This is a genomic window from Variovorax sp. 20P10.2.4 (genome assembly GCF_058244205.1).
Genome location: NZ_JBZAYE010000094.1, coordinates 1 through 17,516, shown reverse-complemented (window position 1 = coordinate 17,516; position 17,516 = coordinate 1). Strand labels below are relative to the sequence as shown.

Annotated in this window: 15 protein-coding genes and 3 tRNA genes; 16 read left to right on the top strand and 2 right to left on the bottom strand. The window is 67.5% G+C overall.

Features of this window, described 5'->3' with window-relative positions; genetic code table 11:
• The 9 genes from AC27VN_RS12040 to AC27VN_RS12000 form a co-directional block, all read left to right on the top strand.
• Positions 1-261: SPOR domain-containing protein (locus AC27VN_RS12040; protein WP_490876685.1), on the top strand; the 261-nt coding region annotated here is incomplete at its 5' end.
• Between the two features lie 22 nt (positions 262-283).
• Positions 284-769 (top strand): CvpA family protein, encoded by a 486-nt coding sequence (locus AC27VN_RS12035; protein WP_093340212.1) that lies wholly within the window; start codon positions 284-286, stop codon positions 767-769.
• Positions 770-781: 12 nt separating this feature from the next.
• The gene (gene purF, locus AC27VN_RS12030) at positions 782-2,281 is read left to right on the top strand and encodes an amidophosphoribosyltransferase (RefSeq protein ID WP_208507909.1); all 1,500 of its coding nucleotides are present in this window, start codon (positions 782-784) and stop codon (positions 2,279-2,281) included.
• Positions 2,282-2,325: 44 nt separating this feature from the next.
• Positions 2,326-3,543, top strand: a complete 1,218-nt coding sequence (locus tag AC27VN_RS12025; RefSeq protein ID WP_431509897.1) for an O-succinylhomoserine sulfhydrylase — start codon at positions 2,326-2,328, stop codon at positions 3,541-3,543.
• A gap of 11 nt (positions 3,544-3,554) precedes the next feature.
• The gene (gene gltX / locus AC27VN_RS12020; protein WP_490876684.1) at positions 3,555-4,946 is read left to right on the top strand and encodes a glutamate--tRNA ligase; all 1,392 of its coding nucleotides are present in this window, start codon (positions 3,555-3,557) and stop codon (positions 4,944-4,946) included.
• Between the two features lie 72 nt (positions 4,947-5,018).
• Positions 5,019-5,094: transfer RNA gene (locus AC27VN_RS12015), tRNA-Ala, on the top strand.
• 55 nt (positions 5,095-5,149) lie between these two features.
• A tRNA-Glu gene (locus tag AC27VN_RS12010) sits at positions 5,150-5,225 on the top strand.
• A 69-nt stretch (positions 5,226-5,294) separates the two neighbouring features.
• Positions 5,295-5,371 (top strand) — tRNA-Asp (locus AC27VN_RS12005).
• A 164-nt stretch (positions 5,372-5,535) separates the two neighbouring features.
• Positions 5,536-5,895 (top strand): Rap1a/Tai family immunity protein, encoded by a 360-nt coding sequence (locus AC27VN_RS12000; RefSeq protein ID WP_366928991.1) that lies wholly within the window; start codon positions 5,536-5,538, stop codon positions 5,893-5,895.
• Between the two features lie 1,369 nt (positions 5,896-7,264).
• Here the strand turns inward: AC27VN_RS12000 and AC27VN_RS11995 are convergent.
• Positions 7,265-8,161: an AraC family transcriptional regulator gene (locus AC27VN_RS11995; RefSeq protein WP_398496068.1), complete on the bottom strand. Its 897-nt coding sequence runs from the start codon at positions 8,159-8,161 to the stop codon at positions 7,265-7,267.
• Positions 8,162-8,259: 98 nt separating this feature from the next.
• On the opposite strand from AC27VN_RS11995, the gene AC27VN_RS11990 reads away from it, so the two are divergent.
• Both AC27VN_RS11990 and AC27VN_RS11985 read left to right on the top strand, forming a co-directional pair.
• The gene (locus tag AC27VN_RS11990) at positions 8,260-9,021 is read left to right on the top strand and encodes an SDR family oxidoreductase (protein WP_490876683.1); all 762 of its coding nucleotides are present in this window, start codon (positions 8,260-8,262) and stop codon (positions 9,019-9,021) included.
• Positions 9,022-9,137: 116 nt separating this feature from the next.
• Positions 9,138-9,722 (top strand): BPSL1445 family SYLF domain-containing lipoprotein, encoded by a 585-nt coding sequence (locus AC27VN_RS11985; protein ID WP_208507959.1) that lies wholly within the window; start codon positions 9,138-9,140, stop codon positions 9,720-9,722.
• Positions 9,723-9,744: 22 nt separating this feature from the next.
• Here the strand turns inward: AC27VN_RS11985 and AC27VN_RS11980 are convergent, their stop codons facing one another.
• Positions 9,745-10,581, bottom strand: coding sequence for a plasmid replication/partition related protein (locus tag AC27VN_RS11980; protein WP_490876682.1), 837 nt, complete (start codon positions 10,579-10,581; stop codon positions 9,745-9,747).
• Between the two features lie 218 nt (positions 10,582-10,799).
• On the opposite strand from AC27VN_RS11980, the gene AC27VN_RS11975 reads away from it, so the two are divergent.
• The 5 genes from AC27VN_RS11975 to AC27VN_RS11955 all read left to right on the top strand — a co-directional run.
• On the top strand, positions 10,800-11,324 hold the full coding sequence (locus AC27VN_RS11975; protein WP_093340199.1) for a sigma-70 family RNA polymerase sigma factor: 525 nt from the start codon (positions 10,800-10,802) through the stop codon (positions 11,322-11,324).
• A 34-nt stretch (positions 11,325-11,358) separates the two neighbouring features.
• The gene (locus AC27VN_RS11970; RefSeq protein WP_490876681.1) at positions 11,359-11,592 is read left to right on the top strand and encodes a FecR/PupR family sigma factor regulator; all 234 of its coding nucleotides are present in this window, start codon (positions 11,359-11,361) and stop codon (positions 11,590-11,592) included.
• A gap of 189 nt (positions 11,593-11,781) precedes the next feature.
• A complete protein-coding gene (locus AC27VN_RS11965; RefSeq protein WP_490876680.1) occupies positions 11,782-12,021 on the top strand; it encodes an MbtH family protein in 240 nt (79 codons plus the stop codon).
• 4 nt (positions 12,022-12,025) lie between these two features.
• Positions 12,026-12,766 carry a thioesterase II family protein gene (locus AC27VN_RS11960; RefSeq protein ID WP_490876679.1) on the top strand — a complete coding sequence of 247 codons (741 nt, stop codon included), beginning with the start codon at positions 12,026-12,028 and terminating at the stop codon, positions 12,764-12,766.
• Between the two features lie 54 nt (positions 12,767-12,820).
• Positions 12,821-17,516: amino acid adenylation domain-containing protein (locus AC27VN_RS11955; protein WP_490876678.1), on the top strand; the 4,696-nt coding region annotated here is incomplete at its 3' end.

Below are 17,516 nucleotides of genomic sequence, written 5' to 3'. Positions count from 1 at the left end.
ACGCCCAAGCCCGCCGCCGCGTCCGACGACAACGGCCGCTTCGTGGTGCAGGTCGGCGCCTTCGCCGATGCCGACAAGGCCCGCGAGGTGCGGCAGAAGCTCGAGAAGGCCGGCCTCAAGACCTATGTGAACGTGGCGAAGACGGCCGACGGCGAACGCACGCGTGTGCGTGTCGGTCCCTTCGGCTCGCGCGCCGAGGCCGACAAGGCCGCCGAGCGGGTGAAGGCCTTGTCTTTGTCGGCCGCGATCCTCACCTTGTAAGTCGCCACAGCCTGTTGCCGCCGTGGCCTTGCTCGACTGGATCGCCGTCGCACTCATCGTGGTGTCGATGCTGTTCGGCCTCGTGCGCGGGCTGGTGTTCGAAGTGATTTCGCTGATCGGGTGGGTGGTGGCGTTCGTGGTGGCGCAGTGGTTCGCGTCCGATGTGGCGGCCTGGTTGCCGGCCGGCGATCCGCAGGCGTCCTGGCGCTATCCGCTGGCCTTCGTGCTGCTGTTCGTGGCGGTCGCGTTCGGCGTGGGCCTGATGGCTTCGCTGACGCGCAAGCTGATCGCCGCCGTGGGATTGCGTCCGGTCGACCGGATCCTGGGCGGTGCCTTCGGCGCGGCCCGGGGCGCGGTGGCGCTGCTGGTGTTGGCAGTGGTTGTTCATTTGCTGGCGTTGAGCGACAGTGCCTGGTGGCACGAATCGCGCAGCGCCGTTGTTCTCGACGCGGCATTGCAGAGCCTGAAGCCTGCATTGCCCGAAAAATTGGCAAGCTACCTGCCCTGAGAGGATCGCTTCATGTGTGGAATCGTCGGCGTTGTCAGCAACGCACCCGTCAACCAGCTGCTCTATGACGCGCTGCTGCTGCTGCAGCACCGCGGCCAGGATGCCGCCGGCATCGTCACGCTGCAGGAACGCAAGTTCTTCATGCACAAGGCCAAGGGCATGGTGCGCGACGTGTTCCGCACCCGCAACATGCGCGCGCTGCCCGGCAGCGTGGGCCTGGGCCAGGTGCGCTACCCGACCGCCGGCAACGCCTACAGCGAGGAAGAGGCGCAGCCCTTCTACGTCAACGCGCCCTTCGGCATCGTGCTGGTGCACAACGGCAACCTGACGAACGCCCATGCGCTGCGCGCCGAGCTGTTCTCGACCGACCACCGCCACACCAACACCGACAGCGACTCCGAGGTGCTGCTCAACGTGCTCGCCAACGAGCTCGAGCAGTCCTCGCACGGCGTGCCGCTGAACCCGGCCGAGGTCTTCGCCGCGGTGCGCAGCATGCACAAGCGCCTGCGCGGCTCGTACGCCGTGGTGTCGCTGATCGCGGGCCACGGCCTGCTGGCCTTCCGCGATCCTTACGGCATCCGTCCGCTGTGCATCGGCCGCAGCGCCGACGGCACCGTGATGGTGGCCAGCGAATCGGTGGCGCTCGAGGGCTCGGGCCACACCTTCGAACGCAACGTGCTGCCGGGCGAGGCGGTGTTCGTCGACATGCAGGGCCAGCTCCATTCGATGCAGTGCGCCGAGGCGCCCACGCTCAATCCCTGCATCTTCGAGTTCGTGTATCTGGCGCGTCCCGACTCGGTGCTCGACGGCATCTCGGTCTACCAGGCGCGCCTGAACCTCGGCGAGACGCTGGCCAAGCGCGTGGTCTCGACCGTCCCGCCGAACCAGATCGACGTGATCATCCCGATCCCCGAATCGAGCCGCCCGAGCGCGACGCAACTCGCGCACCTGCTGGGCATTCCGTACCGCGAGGGCTTCGTCAAGAACCGCTACGTGGGCCGCACCTTCATCATGCCGGGCCAGGGCGTGCGCAAGAAGTCGGTGCGCCAGAAGCTCAACGTGATCGCGAGCGAGTTCAAGGGCCGCAACGTGCTGCTGGTCGACGACTCGATCGTGCGCGGCACCACCAGCCGCGAGATCGTGCAGATGGCGCGCGACGCAGGTGCGCGCAAGGTCTACCTCGCGAGCGCCGCGCCGCCGGTGCGCTATCCCAACGTCTACGGCATCGACATGCCGACCAAGGACGAGCTGGTGGCGCACGACCGCACCGTGGAAGAGATCCGCGAGCTGATCGGCTGCGACGCGCTGATCTACCAGGACGTCGACGCGATGAAGCGCGCCATCGGCTCGCTCAACGGCAAGCTCGACGGCTTCGATGCCTCGTGCTTCGACGGCGTCTATGTCACCGGCGACATCGACACCGAAGCCATCTCGCGCATGAACGGCAACCGCCCGCGCATCGAGGAGACCGAAGAGGATTCCTCGCGCCTCGCGCTGCCCAACCTGAGCTGATCTTCTTCCGACATTCCTCGTTGGCCTCGCGCCCGAAAGTTTCCGTGACCGATCGACCCCTGCCTCCCGGCCTGCACCGCGACACGCTGGCCCTGCGCACCGCGCTCGAACGCAGCGTGCATGGCGAGCACTCCGAAGCGCTCTACCTCACCAGCGGCTTCGTGCAGCCCGACGCCGAGACCTCGGCCCGCCGCTTCGCCGGCACCGAGGAAGGCTTCACCTACGCGCGCACCTCGAACCCCACCGTCAGCAGCTTCGAGCGCCGGCTCGCCGCGATGGAAGGCACCGAGGCCGCGATCGCCGCCTCCAGCGGCATGGGTGCGATCCTCATGATGTGCATGGGCCTGCTCAAGGCCGGCGACCACGTCGTGTGTTCGCGCTCGATGTTCGGCTCGACCATCAACCTGATCGGGCGCGAGTTCGGCAAGTTCGGCGTCGAGACCACCTTCGTCTCGCAGACCGACGTGGCCGAGTGGCGCGCCGCGGTGCGTCCCACCACCAAGTTGCTGTTCGCGGAGACGCCGACCAATCCGCTGACCGAGGTCTGCGACATCCGCGCGCTGGCCGACGTGGCGCACGAGGCGGGTGCGCTGCTCGCGGTCGACAACTGCTTCTGCTCGCCCGCGCTGCAGCGGCCCGCCGAGCTCGGCGCCGACCTGATCATCCATTCGGGCACCAAGCACCTCGACGGCCAGGGCCGCGTGATGGCGGGCGCGATCTGCGGTCCCTCGAAGCTGATCGTCGACGTGTTCGGCCCGGTGGTGCGCACCGCGGGCATGGTGCTGTCGCCGTTCAATGCCTGGGTCGTGCTCAAGGGGCTCGAGACGCTCAACGTGCGCATGCAGGCACACTGCGCGAACGCGCTGGCCGTTGCGCAATGGCTCGAGGCCCAGCCGGGCATCGAGCGCGTGTACTACCCGGGGCTCGCCTCGCATCCGCAGCATGAACTGGCGATGCGCCAGCAGGCGGGGCAGGGCGGGGCGGTCGTGTCCTTCATCGTGAAGGGCGGCGATCCCGAGACCGCGCGCGCCAATGCTTTCCACGTCATCAACAGCACCGAGGTCGTGAGCATCGCCACCAACCTCGGCGACGTGAAGACCATCATCTCGCACCCGGCCACCACTTCGCACGGACGCCTGTCCGAGGACCAGCGCCAGGCGGCCGGCATCGGCCAGGGCCTGATCCGCCTCGCGGTCGGCCTCGAGCACGTCGACGACATCAAGGCCGACCTGTCGCGCGGCCTTTCCACCCTGAATTTCTGAATCCCGCCTCCATGACCGGCAAAGTCCGCACCCGCATCGCTCCGTCTCCCACCGGCTTCCTGCACCTGGGCACCGCGCGCACCGCGCTCTATTCGTGGGCCTATGCGCGCCACCATGGCGGCGAGTTCGTGCTGCGCATCGAGGACACCGATGTCGCGCGCTCCACGCAGGATTCGACCGACCAGATCCTCGCGTCGATGCACTGGCTCGGCCTCGACTACGACGAGGGCCCGATCTACCAGATGCAGCGCCTCGAGCGCTACCGCGCCGTGATCGCGCAGATGCTCGAGGCCGGCACGGCCTACCACTGCTACGCCACGCCCGCCGAGCTCGACGAGATGCGCGAGGCGCAGAAGGCGCGCGGCGAGAAGACCCTGTACGACCGCCGCTGGCGCCCCGAGCCCGGCAAGGTGCTGCCGCCCGTGCCCGAAGGCGTGCCGCCGGTGGTGCGCTTCTGCAATCCGCCCGAAGGCGACGTGACCTGGAACGACCTCGTCAAGGGCGAGATCACCATCAACAACCGCGAGATCGACGACCTGATCATCCTGCGGCCCGACGGTGTGCCCACCTACAACTTCGCCGTGGTGGTCGACGACTGGGACATGAACATCACGCACGTGTTCCGCGGCGACGAGCACATCAACAACACGCCGTGGCAGATCAACATCTTCCACGCGCTCGGCGCGCCGCTGCCGCAGTTCGGCCATGTGCCCGTGATCCTCGGCGACGACGGCCAGAAGCTCTCGAAGCGCCGCGGCGCCGTGAGCGTGACCGCTTACGAAGACAACGGCTACCTGCCCGAGGCGATGCTCAACTACCTCGCGCGCCTCGGCTGGAGCCACGGCGACGACGAGCTGTTCACGCGCGAGCAGATGGTGAGCTGGTTCGATGGTTCGCACCTGTCGAAGAGCCCGGCGCAATGGGACGCGGCCAAGCTCGCGTGGGTCAACGCGCAGTACATCAAGGCCAAGAGCGATGACGCGCTCGCGCCGCTGGTGGCCACGCAACTGAAGAAGCGCGGCATCGAGGCCGACGATCGGCTCTTCGCCATCTGCGCGCTGTTCAAGGACCGCTGCGAGACCACGGTCGCGCTGGCCGATTGGGCCGCGGCCTTCTATGCCGACGTCCACGTGAGCGACGAGGATCGTGCGCAGCACATCACTGATGCGGTGAAGCCGGCGGTGGCCACGCTTGCGGATAAACTCTCCACCCTTCCGACGTGGGACAAGGCGACGATCGCCGCGGCCATCAAGGAAACCCTGGCTGCGCATTCGCTCAAGATGCCTGCTCTGGCGATGCCGGTGCGTGTTCTCGTGATGGGAACCCCACAGACGCCATCGCTCGATGCGGTCCTCGCGATTTTTTCTAAAGAAAAAATCATCGAGCGTTTGAAAGTGGCCTAAAAACCGGTCTATAATTTGAGGCTCGACACCGACACAAGGTGATTCTGAAAAGAAGCACTGGAATGTCAAAGAGGGGGTATAGCTCAGCTGGGAGAGCGCTTGCATGGCATGCAAGAGGTCATCGGTTCGATCCCGTTTACCTCCACCATCAAAAGTGTCGAAAAGAGAAGAAGTGCTGATCGCAGCACGGTTCCTAAGGTTTTGACCCTATCGTCTAGAGGCCTAGGACACCACCCTTTCACGGTGGCTACCGGGGTTCGAATCCCCGTAGGGTCGCCAGTTTCATGCAAGTGAAGCAGGCACGAGTCGTCAACACTCGACTCCGCAAGGAGTGAACGTTGTCTACCAGGAGTGGTAGTTCAGTTGGTTAGAATACCGGCCTGTCACGCCGGGGGTCGCGGGTTCGAGTCCCGTCCACTCCGCCATATAAAACAACGGGTTACGTGAGAAATCACGTAGCCCGTTTGTCTTTTTGGAATTCGTTTCGGGGTACTTTGGAATATGAGCTACCCCGCTGGGGTCGCCTTCTTGAGCTGCCGACGGCCAGTTTGGGAGAAATTTGAGCCGGTGTTAGGTATCCTCGGGCGCCATGAAGACCCCTCGTTACTTCCTGGCCTCCCTCGGACTTCTCGGTGCCACGTTCGTCCACGCCTACACGGGCAATGAACTACTTGCGGACTTTGAAGCCCAGGGGGTCAGGAGAGTCGGATCGATGCAATACGTGCGCGGGGTCGTGGACGGGATAACGTCTAGCCAGATAGCGACTCGCAGAGACTTCGTTTGCATACCTGAGGGTGTCACGGTGGGGCAAATCACCGATGTCGCTATCAACGAACTCCAACGCTCTCCAGCCAATCGTCATCTGGACGCGGGGGCGATCGTTTACCTCGCATTTGTCGAGACCTGGCCCTGCAAGGCAGGAACTGGAAATCCCCGCCAAGGGCGCTAGATCTCCACGTTGAGGACCTCGTAGTCCTCGAACTCATGCCAGCCGGTCCCGTAGACCCTTTGGTCTCCTGAGGACGCATGCTCGTGCTGCCGTAGCCAGTTCTCCTCCTCAGCCTTCTTCATCGCCTTGGCCGCGTCCTTGACGTTGACCTAGAGCGAGTTCCGGAGGTGCGAGACGGCCAGCGCCAGCGCATCGATGCGGTCGACGTGCGTCAGGCATCCGCGCTCCCGGTGTCGAATTTTGTAATAGAGGTCGGGAAAGCCGCATAAACACGTGCCCTCTTGGTTGCCGTTTGGAACATCCAACTGGCCCTAATCCGCGCCAGTGTTCGCTTTTTAGTCCGGCCTGTCACGCCGGGTCGCGGGTTCGAGTCCCGTCCACTCCGCCACATAAAGCAACGGGCTACGCGAGCAACCGCGTGGCCCGTTTGTCTTTTGGAGATCCGAGCCGAACCCACTGGTGACGCGCTGACGGCGCGGTAGCCGCTGTCTTCGATCGCGACTCGTCCTCACCCGGGCTTGGGGCGGCGGTGGGAGTTCTTGAGCGATCGGGACGCGAACTCGACTTTGGCTCGAGTGACGTCGTCCTCGGCGTGCAACTGCAGCTTCTTGCAGTTTGCGCATTGGTACAACCGCAGCCAAGGGAGAAGTCGCATCCATGGTCGGCGCTCGACGCGGTAGAGATGGTCGACGGTGCAATCACAGGCCTGAAAAACAGACATAGCCAAAAAATTAGTGCGAAAGTTGCACCAATTATTTCTCTGTAATCGTGACAAATTTCACCGTTTTCCGTGGGGAGTTGTGATGTGACCCACAGCTAGCTCAAGGTTCGTGGCGCTCCAGGAACGTGGGGCAACTGGCCGGCGCCGCTGCAGTTCAAAGGCGGGACGCCAGAAGAGCGGGAGGTCGACGAGAACGACGAGGATTTCAGGCACATGGAGCTCGCCCGGTCTTCTGGTTTGCGCTCGCTTTAATTGCATGGGCCTATGGTTGCCTCAACGATGAGGTCAAGCGCAGTGCCGTCGATGCCATCGGCAGCGACGCCGACCTAGCTCGCTGATCAGGCTCGGGGCCGCAGCAGCGGCGCCACGTTCTCGCAACGCCCAGGGCTCAGTTACTCTCGCCACAACTTAGCGACGCCCCCAAACGAACAAAGCCCGCACAAGGCGGGCTTTGAAAATATGGTCGTGAACTCTTACGCGGTCCACGCTACGGCAAAGATTCCCTTGCGGAAGTCATTGTTGTTTTTCTCGTCGTAGTGACTTCGACGCGCTGGTGTGAGATTCAGCTTGCCTGGCCAGGCAACGCTCGGGCGTTCCGAGCGAAGGCGCATTGTAGCAGGCCCGTGCATGCGATCCCGCGAGCGAGGATCACGCACGTCGTGCGTAGCGTCCCGGAGGCAGTCCCACATGCCTGCTGAATGCGGTGCTGAAGGTGCTCGCCGAGCTGTAGCCCACGCGTTCGGCGACCTCGGCGATCGCGACGTCGTGATGCTTGAGCAGGTTCTTCGCGAGCGCCATGCGCCAGGCCAGCAGATATTCCATCGGCGGCAGGCCGACCGCGCGCGTGAAGCGATCGAAGAAGGCCGAGCGCGACAATGCGGCCTTCTGTGCGAGCTGGGTCACGGTCCATGGCCGCGCGGGATCCGCGTGCAGTTGGCGCATCGCGAGCGCGAGCCGCGCATCGGCCAGTCCGCGCAGCAGGCCGGGGGGCGCATCCTCGCCGGACGACGAACGCAGTGCCTCGACGAGCAGCACTTCGACCAAGCGCGTGAGCACGAGCTCGCGCCCGGACCGCTCCTCGCTCGACTCCTCGCCGACCAGCCGCACCAGCACCGAGAGCCGATCGACGCCACGCACGTGCACCAGCGTCGGCAGCAGCGAGACCAGCAAGGCCGCATCGGGCGAATCGAACACGAAGTAGCCGCCGAGCAGGCGCACGTCGGGCGGGCCGTCGCGCGTGCCGTGGCGCACCTCGCCTTCGGGTGCGGGCGCGAGCTTGGGATCGATGTGAACGGGCGCGGCCGCTTCGAAGCTCGACAGCGTGAAGCCCGGCGTTGCCGGCATGAGCACGAAGTCGCCCGCTTCGAGGGCGATGGCTTCCTCGCCCTCGACCGCGAGGCGGCAACTTCCGCTGATCACCGCGCAGAAGCTGGGCTGGCCGAAATCGGAATAGCGGACGGCCCAGCGGCCGGCGCCGCTGATGCCCTTCGAGAACACGGCGCGCGGATTGAGCAGCGCGATGACCTCGGAGAGCGGATCGTTCATGACTGGACGCTCGCAAATGAATGGTGGACTTTTCATTGTAGATGGTCCGGTTTTCTCTGGATATCGTTCGCTTCCAAGTCAACCACTCAGCAACACCCATGAAAACCGTCCTCATCACCGGCTGCTCGTCCGGCTACGGCCTCGAGACCGCGCGCCATTTCCTGTCGCAGGGCTGGCGCGTGATTGCCACCATGCGCACGCCGCGCGAAGACCTGCTGCCGCGCGACGAGCGGCTGCGCATCGTGGCCCTCGACGTCACGAACCCGCAAAGCATCGCCGCCGCGCTCGAGGCGAGCGGACCCATCGACGCGCTCGTCAACAACGCAGGCATCGGACTGCTCGGTGCCTTCGAGGCGACGCCGATGAGCACCACGCGCGAAGTCTTCGAGACCAATACCTTCGGCGTGATGGCGATGACGCAGGCGGTGCTGCCGCAGTTCCGCTCGCGCCGCGCCGGCGTGGTGGTGAACGTGACCTCGAGCGCCACGCTGGCACCGATGCCGCTGGTCGCGGTCTACACGGCCAGCAAGACGGCGATCGAAGGATTCACCGGTTCGCTGGCGCACGAGCTCGCGGCCTTCGACGTGCGCGTGAAGCTGGTGCAGCCCGGCTATGCGCCGAGCACGAACTTCACGAGCAATGGCCAGTCGCGCATGGCGGGCTTGATTCCGCCCGCCTACGGGGCCTATGCGCAGCAGGTCTTCGCGTCTTTCGCGGGCATCTCGGCAGTGACCACGGCATCCGACGTGGCCGAGACCGTGTGGCGTGCCGCGCACGACGAGTCGGGGCAACTGCGCTTCCCCGCGGGCGCCGACGCGGTGGCGCTGGCCCGCTCGAACGCGCCTTCTGCATCGGCTTGAGTTGGCGTAGGCGGTCTTCCACAGCGCGCGATGGGGCGATGTGCGCGCCGTAGCATGGCCAGGCCCGCATCGTCGCGGGCGCGGTTTGCGTCATGTTTTCAGCAAAGGAGTTCGCCATGCCCATCTCTTCGCTTCGTACGGTGGCCGTCGTCTGTGCAGTGGCTGCGAGCAGCATCGCCTTCGTCGGTTGCACGACCACGCGTCCCGACAACCAGGCCAGCAGTGCGTCCTCGCGTGCATCGATCGACGCGCAGGTCGATGCCTCGCTGTCCAAGCTCTACGACTCGGTGCGCGGCTCGCGCGAGCTCGTTGCCAAGTCGAGCGGCGTGCTGGTGTTCCCGGCGGTGGTCGGCGCGAGCATGGGCGTGGGCGCCGAGTATGGCCGTGGCGCACTGCGCGTGAACGGCCGCACGCAGTCCTACTACAGCACCACCTCGGGGTCGATCGGCTTCCAGGCAGGCGCGCAGTCGAAGGCCGTGATCTACCTGTTCACCACGCAGGCCGCGCTCGACAAATTCCGCAGCAGCAAGGGATGGACGGCCGGTGCCGATGCCACGGTGGCCGTCGCGACCATCGGTGCCAACGGCAGCATCGACACCAACACGATCCGTCAGCCCGTGGTGGGCTTCGTGCTGACGAACGTGGGGCTCGAGGCCGGCGTCTCGGTGCAGGGCGCGAAGGTGACCGAGATCGCGCTCTGACGCGAAGCCGGCCGCCGCGCGCTCAGGCGGCGGCCAATTGCAGCTGCAGCGTCGCGATCTGCTCGCGCAGCGCCTTGTTCTCGGTTTCGAGCGCCGCCACGCGCTGCTTCAACGCCTGAACCTGCTCGGAATCGGGGGCCTCGAAAGGCGATTCACTGTCGGACGAGGCTTCGGCTTCGTCCTCGCGCGGCTTGCGCTTCGCTTCGCGCGCACGCTTGGCCGCGAGCTTCAGTTCGTCCTTGCCCGCATTCGCGGCAGCCACCTGCTCCTCGGCGGGCAGGCTCGCCACGGCAGCGGCCGCGTTGATCGAGATGGTGCCGGACTTCACCGCGGCCACCACTTCGGGCGTAGCCTGCTTCTGGATCTTCTCGATCATCTGCACCTGGGTGCTGCTGATGCGCGCGGCCTTGGCGATGGCCTCGCGGCTGTTGAGCGGCGCGGGCGGCGGCACGCTCGCATCGTCGCTGCTCGCGGCCGAGCTCGTGGGCGCATCGGCATCTGCGGTGGCGGACGATGCGCTCGCCGTGCGCGCGCGACGCTCCGTCACGATGTCCTTCTTGCGCAGCGCGAGCACGCCGCGCACGAAGTCCGAGATGCTGCGCCGGCCCAGGTGCTGGTCGATCATCCACAGGTGCACGTCCTCGATCGACTGGAAGCGCGTGTTCTGCACGGTCTGGAACGGCAGGCCATGCTTCTGGCAGATCGCATAGCGGTTGTGGCCGTCGACGAGAACGTCGCCCCACAGCACCAACGCATCGCGGCAGCCTTCGGTCAGGATGCTGCGCTCGAGGGCTTCGTGCTCCTCGGGCGTGAGGGGATCGATATAGGCTTTGAGTTCTTCGTTGACGACGATGTTCATGGAGACGGGGTGAGGGCAGGGGCGAAATTCTAGTGGCGCGGCCGGCTCGTCCTGGATGGCGCCGGCCTGTCTCGGTTTTGGCCGTTCAAACGTCTAAGAGGTAAGAAACAGGAAAGGATCGACCGCGCGGGCGGCTTTCCTTTATCTAAAAGTAGTAATAGTTCTCATTTGCATTCAGTCGAACTGAATACATCCGTACACCAGGAGTCTCCGTGGACATGTTGATGCACTCATCCGAACCCACGCTGGGGGAGGTTTTCATCGCAAACCGTGCCCAGCTCCAGCGCGTCGCACAGAAGATCGTGCGCACCGCGGATCTTGCCGACGAAGTGTTGCAGGACGCTTATCTCAAGCTCGCCGACGGCGCCGCCGTGCGCGATGTGCGCAAGCCGCTGGGCTATTGCTGCCAGGTGGTGCGCAACGTGGCTTTCGACTATCACCGTCACCAGTCGGTCGAGGCCAGCTATCGCACCTACTGCGAGGACGTCGAGCTCGTCAGCCCGCCGAGCAACGATGCGCCCGAACGCGTGCTCGACGGGCGCCAGGCGCTCGCGGTAATCGACCGCGTGCTCGGTGCGCTGCCCGCGCGCACGCGGCTGGCGTTCGAGCTCAACCGCCTGAGCGGCATGACCCAGCGCGAGATCGCCGCGCGGCTCGGCTGTTCCGCCACGCTGGTCAACTTCATGATCAAGGACGCCGACGCCGCCCTCGAAAGCTGCCGCTACCTGGTGCAGGGCAACTGATGCCGGCTGGCGCGTCGGCGATTACGATCGGCCGATGGCAAAGGACAAGGAGCACGACCCGGTCTGGCAGGCGGCCTGGACCTGGGTGCGCCGCCAGCATGAGCTTGGTGGCCTCGACGATACGGCGCGCGACGAATTCGCGCGCTGGCTGGCCGCGGATCCCGTGCATCGCAAGACCCATGGCGAAGCGGCCCGCCTCTGGCTGCTCGTGGGCCTCGTTCCGCCCGCCAACGATGTCCCGTCGCCGGGCGACATCGCAGGCCGCTAGCCGCGGCCACTGACCCCCGCATCTCCCGACTCGGGCCGCGTTGCGCGGCGACGCAGCCATGCCCGCCTCCCCGCCGATCGCTAATGCCTCGGCGACTAAACAGCCGCCCGCCCGCGCCGTCATGTATCGCAAGGACGGGCGCCTGACGCCTGCCGTTCGTCGAACTCCACCATCCCAAGAGGACCGCACATGTCTACCAGCTGCTTCGACCGTGAGGACGAGACCTTCATCGTGCTCGTCAACCACGAAGAGCAATTCTCGATCTGGCCCCAATGGAAGGCCGTGCCCGGCGGCTGGAAGGCTGTCGACGGCGTCCAGGGCGACAAGAAGACGGTGCTCGCGTACGTCGAGAAGACCTGGACCGACATGCGTCCCAAGTCGCTGCGCGAATGGATGGCGCAGCAGGAAGGCGCCCCGGCCTCCGCCTGAACGCATGCCTGCGCCTCTCTCCCTGCTGTGCCTGCCTTGCGCGGGTGCCAGTGCCACCATGTACCTGCGCTGGCGGCGCTTGCTGCCGCGCTGGATCGAGGTCGTGCCGCTGGAATTGCCGGGCCGAGGCAGCCGCCTGGGCGAGGACTTCGTCGAGGACTTCGATGCACTGGTCTCGCTGCTGTGCGGCGAGCACGAGGCCGCGCTGCGCGGCAACTTCGCGCTCTTCGGCCACAGCATGGGCGCCTTGCTGGCGTGGGGCATCGCGCAGCGTCTTCGCGCGACGGGTCGGCCCCTGCCGCGGGCCCTGCTCGTCTCGGGCAGCGCCGCGCCTTCGCAGCGCGATCCCGATCGCTTCGTCGACATGGATGACGACGAGGCGCTGATCGCCGACATGCGCAAGCAGGGCGGAACGCCCGAGGAGCTGTTCGCCAGTCCCGAACTGCTGCGCATGACGCTCGACACGCTGGCGGCCGATTACCGCGTCTGCGAGGGCTTCGCGCATCGCGGCGCCGCGCCGCTGCCCGTTCCGCTGCATGTGTTCGCGGGCCGCGAGGACGACATCCAGCCCTGGCGCGTGGAGGCCTGGTCCGCGGAGACCCTGGATGCCGGCTTCTCGCTCGACTGGTTCGAGGGCGGCCACTTCTTCATCCGGCAGCACGAGGCCCAGGTGCTCGCCGCCCTGGTGCGGCGCTTGCCCCAATCCGTGGCGGGGGAGGCCGATGTGCTGCCCGCCATCGCCTGAGCCGTCATCGCCGGGTCTCGTGGCCGAGCCGGCTTCGCCATTCAAGGAATCGATGTGACCCCGACGCACCCCGTGGACTTCGTGAGCCACCTGCGCGACCTGGCCGCGCGCCGGCCCGATGACACCGCGCTGGTCGGCGTGACCGACCGCGACGGCGCGGCGCTCGACACGCCCCTCTGCTATCGCCAGCTCGATGCGCGCGTGCGCGGCCTGGCGGCGCGCCTGCAGCAATCCTTCGGCCGCGGCGAACGCGCGCTGATCATGCTGGACAACGGCGACGACTACGTCGTGAGCTTCTTCGCCTGCCTGTACGCGGGCCTGGTCGCCGTGCCCGTGTTCCCGCCCGAGTCCACGCGCAAGCGGCACCTCGGCAAGCTCGAGGGCATCGCGGCCGATGCCGGCGCCTGCTGCGTGCTGACCCATGCCGACATCAAGGCCTCGATCGCCGCGGCCGAGGCCTTCGCCGATGTGCCGTTGATCGCGGTGGACGCGATCGGTACCGACGACGCCGACCGCTGGGCGCCGCACCAGCCCTCGGCCGCCGACATCGCCTTCCTGCAGTACACCTCCGGCTCGACCTCGGCGCCCAAGGGCGTCATGGTCACGCATGCCAACCTCATGGCGAACATGCGCGCGATCGAGGAGGGCCTGTCGGTCGGTCCGGACGACATCTTCGCTACATGGCTGCCGCTCAACCACGACATGGGCCTGATCGGCGGCCTGCTGCAGCCGCTGCACCGCGGCATCCCGGTCGTGCTGATGTCGCCGCGCTACTTCCTCGAGCGGCCGGTGCGCTGGCTCGAAGCCATCTCGCGCCACCGCGCGACGATCAGCGGCGGCCCCGACTTCGCCTATCGCCTGTGCCTCGAACGGGTGTCCGAGGCGCAGTTGCAGAAGCTCGACCTGTCGAGCTGGGCGCTCGCGTTCTCCGGCGCCGAGCCGGTGCGCGCCGACACGCTGCATGAATTCAAGCGCCAGTTCGCGCCCGCGGGATTCGCCGCCGGCGCGGTCTACCCCTGCTATGGCCTGGCCGAATCCACGCTGTTCGTGACGGGCGGCTGGCGCGGCGCCGGCATGCTCGCCCAAGGCTTCTCGAGCGAGGGCCTGGCGCGCGGCGAGGTCCTGGCGCAGGCCGGCGGCGCGGTCCTGGTCGGCTGCGGCCGCACCGTCACCGGCCATGCCGTGCGCATCGTCGACCCGGCCTCGCTGTCGGTGTGCGATGCCGGCCGCGTCGGCGAGATCTGGGCCACTGGCCCGAGTATCGGAAGCGGCTACTGGAACAAGCCCGAGGTCTCGCGGCAGACCTTCGTCGATCGCGACGGCGCCACCTGGCTGCGCACCGGCGACCTCGGCTTCGTGCACGACGGCCAGCTCTACGTGGCAGGCCGCATCAAGGACATGATCATCGTGCGCGGCCACAACCTGTACCCGCAGGACATCGAACGCATGATCGAGCTCGAGGTCGACGTGGTGCGCAAGGGCCGCGTGGCGGCGTTCGCCGTCGATGGCCCCGCTGGCGAGGGCATCGGCCTGGCCGCCGAGGTGTCGCGCAGCGTGCAGAAGCTGGTCGGTCCCGAGGCGCTGGTCGAGACGCTCAGCGCCGCCGTGAGCGAACAGTTCGGCGAGCCGCTGTCCGTCGTCATGCTGCTCAATCCGGGCGGCATGCCCAAGACCACCAGCGGCAAGCTGCAGCGCGGCGCCTGCCGCCAGGGCTGGATCGATCGCACGGCCGATGCCTATGCGATGCATGCGCATGGCGCCTTCGTGCTCGGCGGCACCGCTGCGAAGGCGCCCGCGGCGGCGCTGCCGATGGACGAGCTCGAGCAGGCCATGGCCGCCATCTGGAGCGAGGTGCTGCGCCGCGGCGCGCAGCAGCCCGCGCTGGCACGCGATGCCCATTTCTTTCTCAGCGGCGGCAACTCGCTCGCCGCCACGCAGGTGGCGGCCCGGGTGGCCGACGCGTGGGACATCGAGTTCCCCGTGCGCCTGCTGTTCGAGCAGCCGCGGCTGCAGGATCTCGCCGCAGCAGTGCGGCGCGTACGCGCCACCGGCCTGCGCAGGCCGCGCAACCCGATCGCCGTGCTGCCGGCTGAGCGCAGGAACGGACCACTTGCGCTGTCGCATGCCCAGGAGCGCCAATGGTTCCTGTGGCAGCTCGATCCGAAGAGCACCGCCTATCACGTCGGCATCGCGCTGGACCTCTCGGGTCCGCTCGATGCCGCTGCCTTGAACGCGGCCTTCGACGGACTGGTCGCTCGCCACGAGAGCCTGCGTACCGTGTTCCGCACGGCCGCGGATGGGGCGGTCGGCCAATGGATCCTGCCCGCTTCGCGCTTCGCGTTGCGGCAGATCGATCTGCGCGAGCTGCCCGCGTCGGCGCGCGAAGCCGCCGCGACCGCGCACGCACGGCAGTGCCAGAAGGAGCTGTTCGACCTCGGCGAAGGCCCGCTGCTGCGCGCGGCGCTGATCCAGGTCGACGACGCGCGGCACCTGCTCGTCGTGGTCACGCACCACATCGTGTCCGATGGTGCGTCGCTGCAGCTGCTGGTCGGCGAACTCGGTGCCGCCCATGCGGCGCATGCGACCGGCAAGGCGCCGCAGTTCGCGGCATTGCCGATCCAGTACGCCGACTACGCGCTGTGGCAGCGCGACTGGCTCGCCGCCGGCGAGGCCGAGCGCCAGCTCGCCTACTGGCGCGTACAGCTCGGCGACGAACATCCCGTGCTCGCGCTGCCCACGGATCATGCGCGGCAGGCAGTGGCGAGCTATCGCGCCGCCAGCCATGCCTTCGAATTCGACGGCGCGCTCGTCGCGCGGCTGCGCGCCACCGCGCAGTCGCATGGCGCGACCTTCTTCATGGCGCTGCTGGCCGGCTTCCAGGCGCTGCTGCACCGCTACACCGGCCAGCAGGACGTGCGCGTCGGCGTTCCGGTGGCCAACCGCCACCGCCCCGAGACCGCGGGCCTGATCGGCTTCTTCGTCAACACCCAGGTGCTGCGCGCCACGCTGCAGGGCCGCACGAGCCTCGCGCAATTGCTGGCGCAGGTGCGCGAGGCCGCGCTCGGCGCGCAGGCCCACCAGGACCTGCCGTTCGAACAACTGGTCGAGGCGCTGCAACTGCAGCGCAGCCTGAGCCACAGCCCGCTGTTCCAGGTGATGCTCAACCATCTGCGCGAGGACGTGGATGCGCTGCGGCTGCTGCCGGGCCTCGAGGCGCGCGAGCAGCGCATGGCCGAGGGCGCCGCGCAGTTCGAACTCGCGCTCGACATCCGCGAGCGCGCGGATGGCAGCACCGGCGCGGTGTTCACCTATGCGGCCGAGCTGTTCGAGCCCGCCACCATCGAGCGCATGGCCGCGCACTACCGGGCGCTGCTGGAGTCGCTGGCGACCGATCCCGCGCAGCCGCTGGGCGATGTCCTCTTGCTCGACGCGGAAGAACGGCTGCGACTGCGCGCCTGGTCGGTCGGCGAGCGGCAGGTGCTGCAGACGCAGCCCGTGCACCGCCTGTTCGAGGCGCGGGTGCGCGCGCACCCGGAGGCCGTCGCCCTGATCGATGGCGATACGCCCTCGAGCTATGCCGCCCTGAACGAGCGTGCCAACCGCGTGGCACACCGGCTCCTGCGCGAGGGCGTGCGGCCCGGCAGCGTCGTCGCCGTGGCCATCGAGGCCGCGGGCGCGCGCGTGGCGGGCCTGCTCGGCGTGCTGAAGGCCGGCGGCACCTATCTGCCGCTTGATCCATCGCATCCCGCGCAGCGGATCGCGCAACTGCTCGAGGACAGCAGTGCCAGCGTGCTGCTCGCGGACGGTGCGCAGGCGTCGACCTTGCCGCCGGGCATCGCCAGGGTCCAATTCGACCCCGTGCAGCTCCAGGCCGAAGCCGCCATCGACCCCGCCATCGATCTGCACGACGGCCATCTCGCCTACCTCGTCTACACCTCCGGCACCACCGGCGTTCCCAAGGGCGTGGCCGTGCCGCACGCCGCTCTCTCGATGCACCTGCAGGCGATGGCGCGGACCTGCGACATGCGCGCCGAGGACCGCTCGCTGCAGTTCGCGCTGCCGCACGTCGACGCGGCGCTCGAGCAATGCCTGCTGCCGCTGGTGTCGGGCGCGGCCCTCGTGGTGCAGCCGCAATGGTGCTCGCTCGCGAGCGAACTCGACGCCCTGCTGCAGCGCCACCGCGTCAGCGTGGTGGACCTGCCCCCGGCCTATGCGCGCCAGCTGATGCAGGGCCAGCCGCCGTTCGCGCATGCCGTGCGCCTCGCGCTGTTCGGCGGCGAGGCCTGGACCGGCGAGGACCTGGCGCTGATCCGCCGCGTGCTGCGTCCCGCGCGCATCGTCAATGCCTACGGCCCGACCGAAGCCGTCATCACGCCCACCGCATGGAGCGGTACGGCGCACGATCCCGTGCAGGGCTATGCACCCATCGGCCGTCCCGTGGGCCATCGCACGGCCCATGTGCTCGATGCCGACCTGCAGCCCGTTCCCCAGGGCGTGGCCGGCGAGCTGTACCTCGGCGGCGCGGGGCTCGCGCGCGGCTACCTCGGCCGCGCGGCGCTCACGGCCGAACGCTTCGTCGCCGATCCCTTCGATGCCGAGGGCGGCCGGCTCTACCGCACCGGCGACCTGGTGCGCTGGGGGCTCGATGGCCAGCTCGAATACCTCGGTCGGCTCGACCACCAGGTGAAGATCCGCGGCTTCCGCATCGAGCTCGGCGAGATCGAGGCGCGGCTGCGCGAGCACCCGGCGG

What these genes read in the sequence shown, in the direction of transcription:
- AC27VN_RS12000 (WP_366928991.1), top strand. Translation starts at nt 5,536, where the DNA reads ATGAAGACCCCTCGTTACTTCCTGGCCTCCCTCGGACTTCTCGGTGCC.
- AC27VN_RS11990 (WP_490876683.1), top strand. Translation starts at nt 8,260, where the DNA reads ATGAAAACCGTCCTCATCACCGGCTGCTCGTCCGGCTACGGCCTCGAG.
- AC27VN_RS11995 (WP_398496068.1), bottom strand. Translation starts at nt 8,161, where the DNA reads ATGAACGATCCGCTCTCCGAGGTCATCGCGCTGCTCAATCCGCGCGCC.
- AC27VN_RS11960 (WP_490876679.1), top strand. Translation starts at nt 12,026, where the DNA reads ATGCCTGCGCCTCTCTCCCTGCTGTGCCTGCCTTGCGCGGGTGCCAGT.
- AC27VN_RS11975 (WP_093340199.1), top strand. Translation starts at nt 10,800, where the DNA reads ATGTTGATGCACTCATCCGAACCCACGCTGGGGGAGGTTTTCATCGCA.
- purF (WP_208507909.1), top strand. Translation starts at nt 782, where the DNA reads ATGTGTGGAATCGTCGGCGTTGTCAGCAACGCACCCGTCAACCAGCTG.
- gltX (WP_490876684.1), top strand. Translation starts at nt 3,555, where the DNA reads ATGACCGGCAAAGTCCGCACCCGCATCGCTCCGTCTCCCACCGGCTTC.
- AC27VN_RS11970 (WP_490876681.1), top strand. Translation starts at nt 11,359, where the DNA reads ATGGCAAAGGACAAGGAGCACGACCCGGTCTGGCAGGCGGCCTGGACC.
- AC27VN_RS11985 (WP_208507959.1), top strand. Translation starts at nt 9,138, where the DNA reads ATGCCCATCTCTTCGCTTCGTACGGTGGCCGTCGTCTGTGCAGTGGCT.
- AC27VN_RS11965 (WP_490876680.1), top strand. Translation starts at nt 11,782, where the DNA reads ATGTCTACCAGCTGCTTCGACCGTGAGGACGAGACCTTCATCGTGCTC.
- AC27VN_RS11980 (WP_490876682.1), bottom strand. Translation starts at nt 10,581, where the DNA reads ATGAACATCGTCGTCAACGAAGAACTCAAAGCCTATATCGATCCCCTC.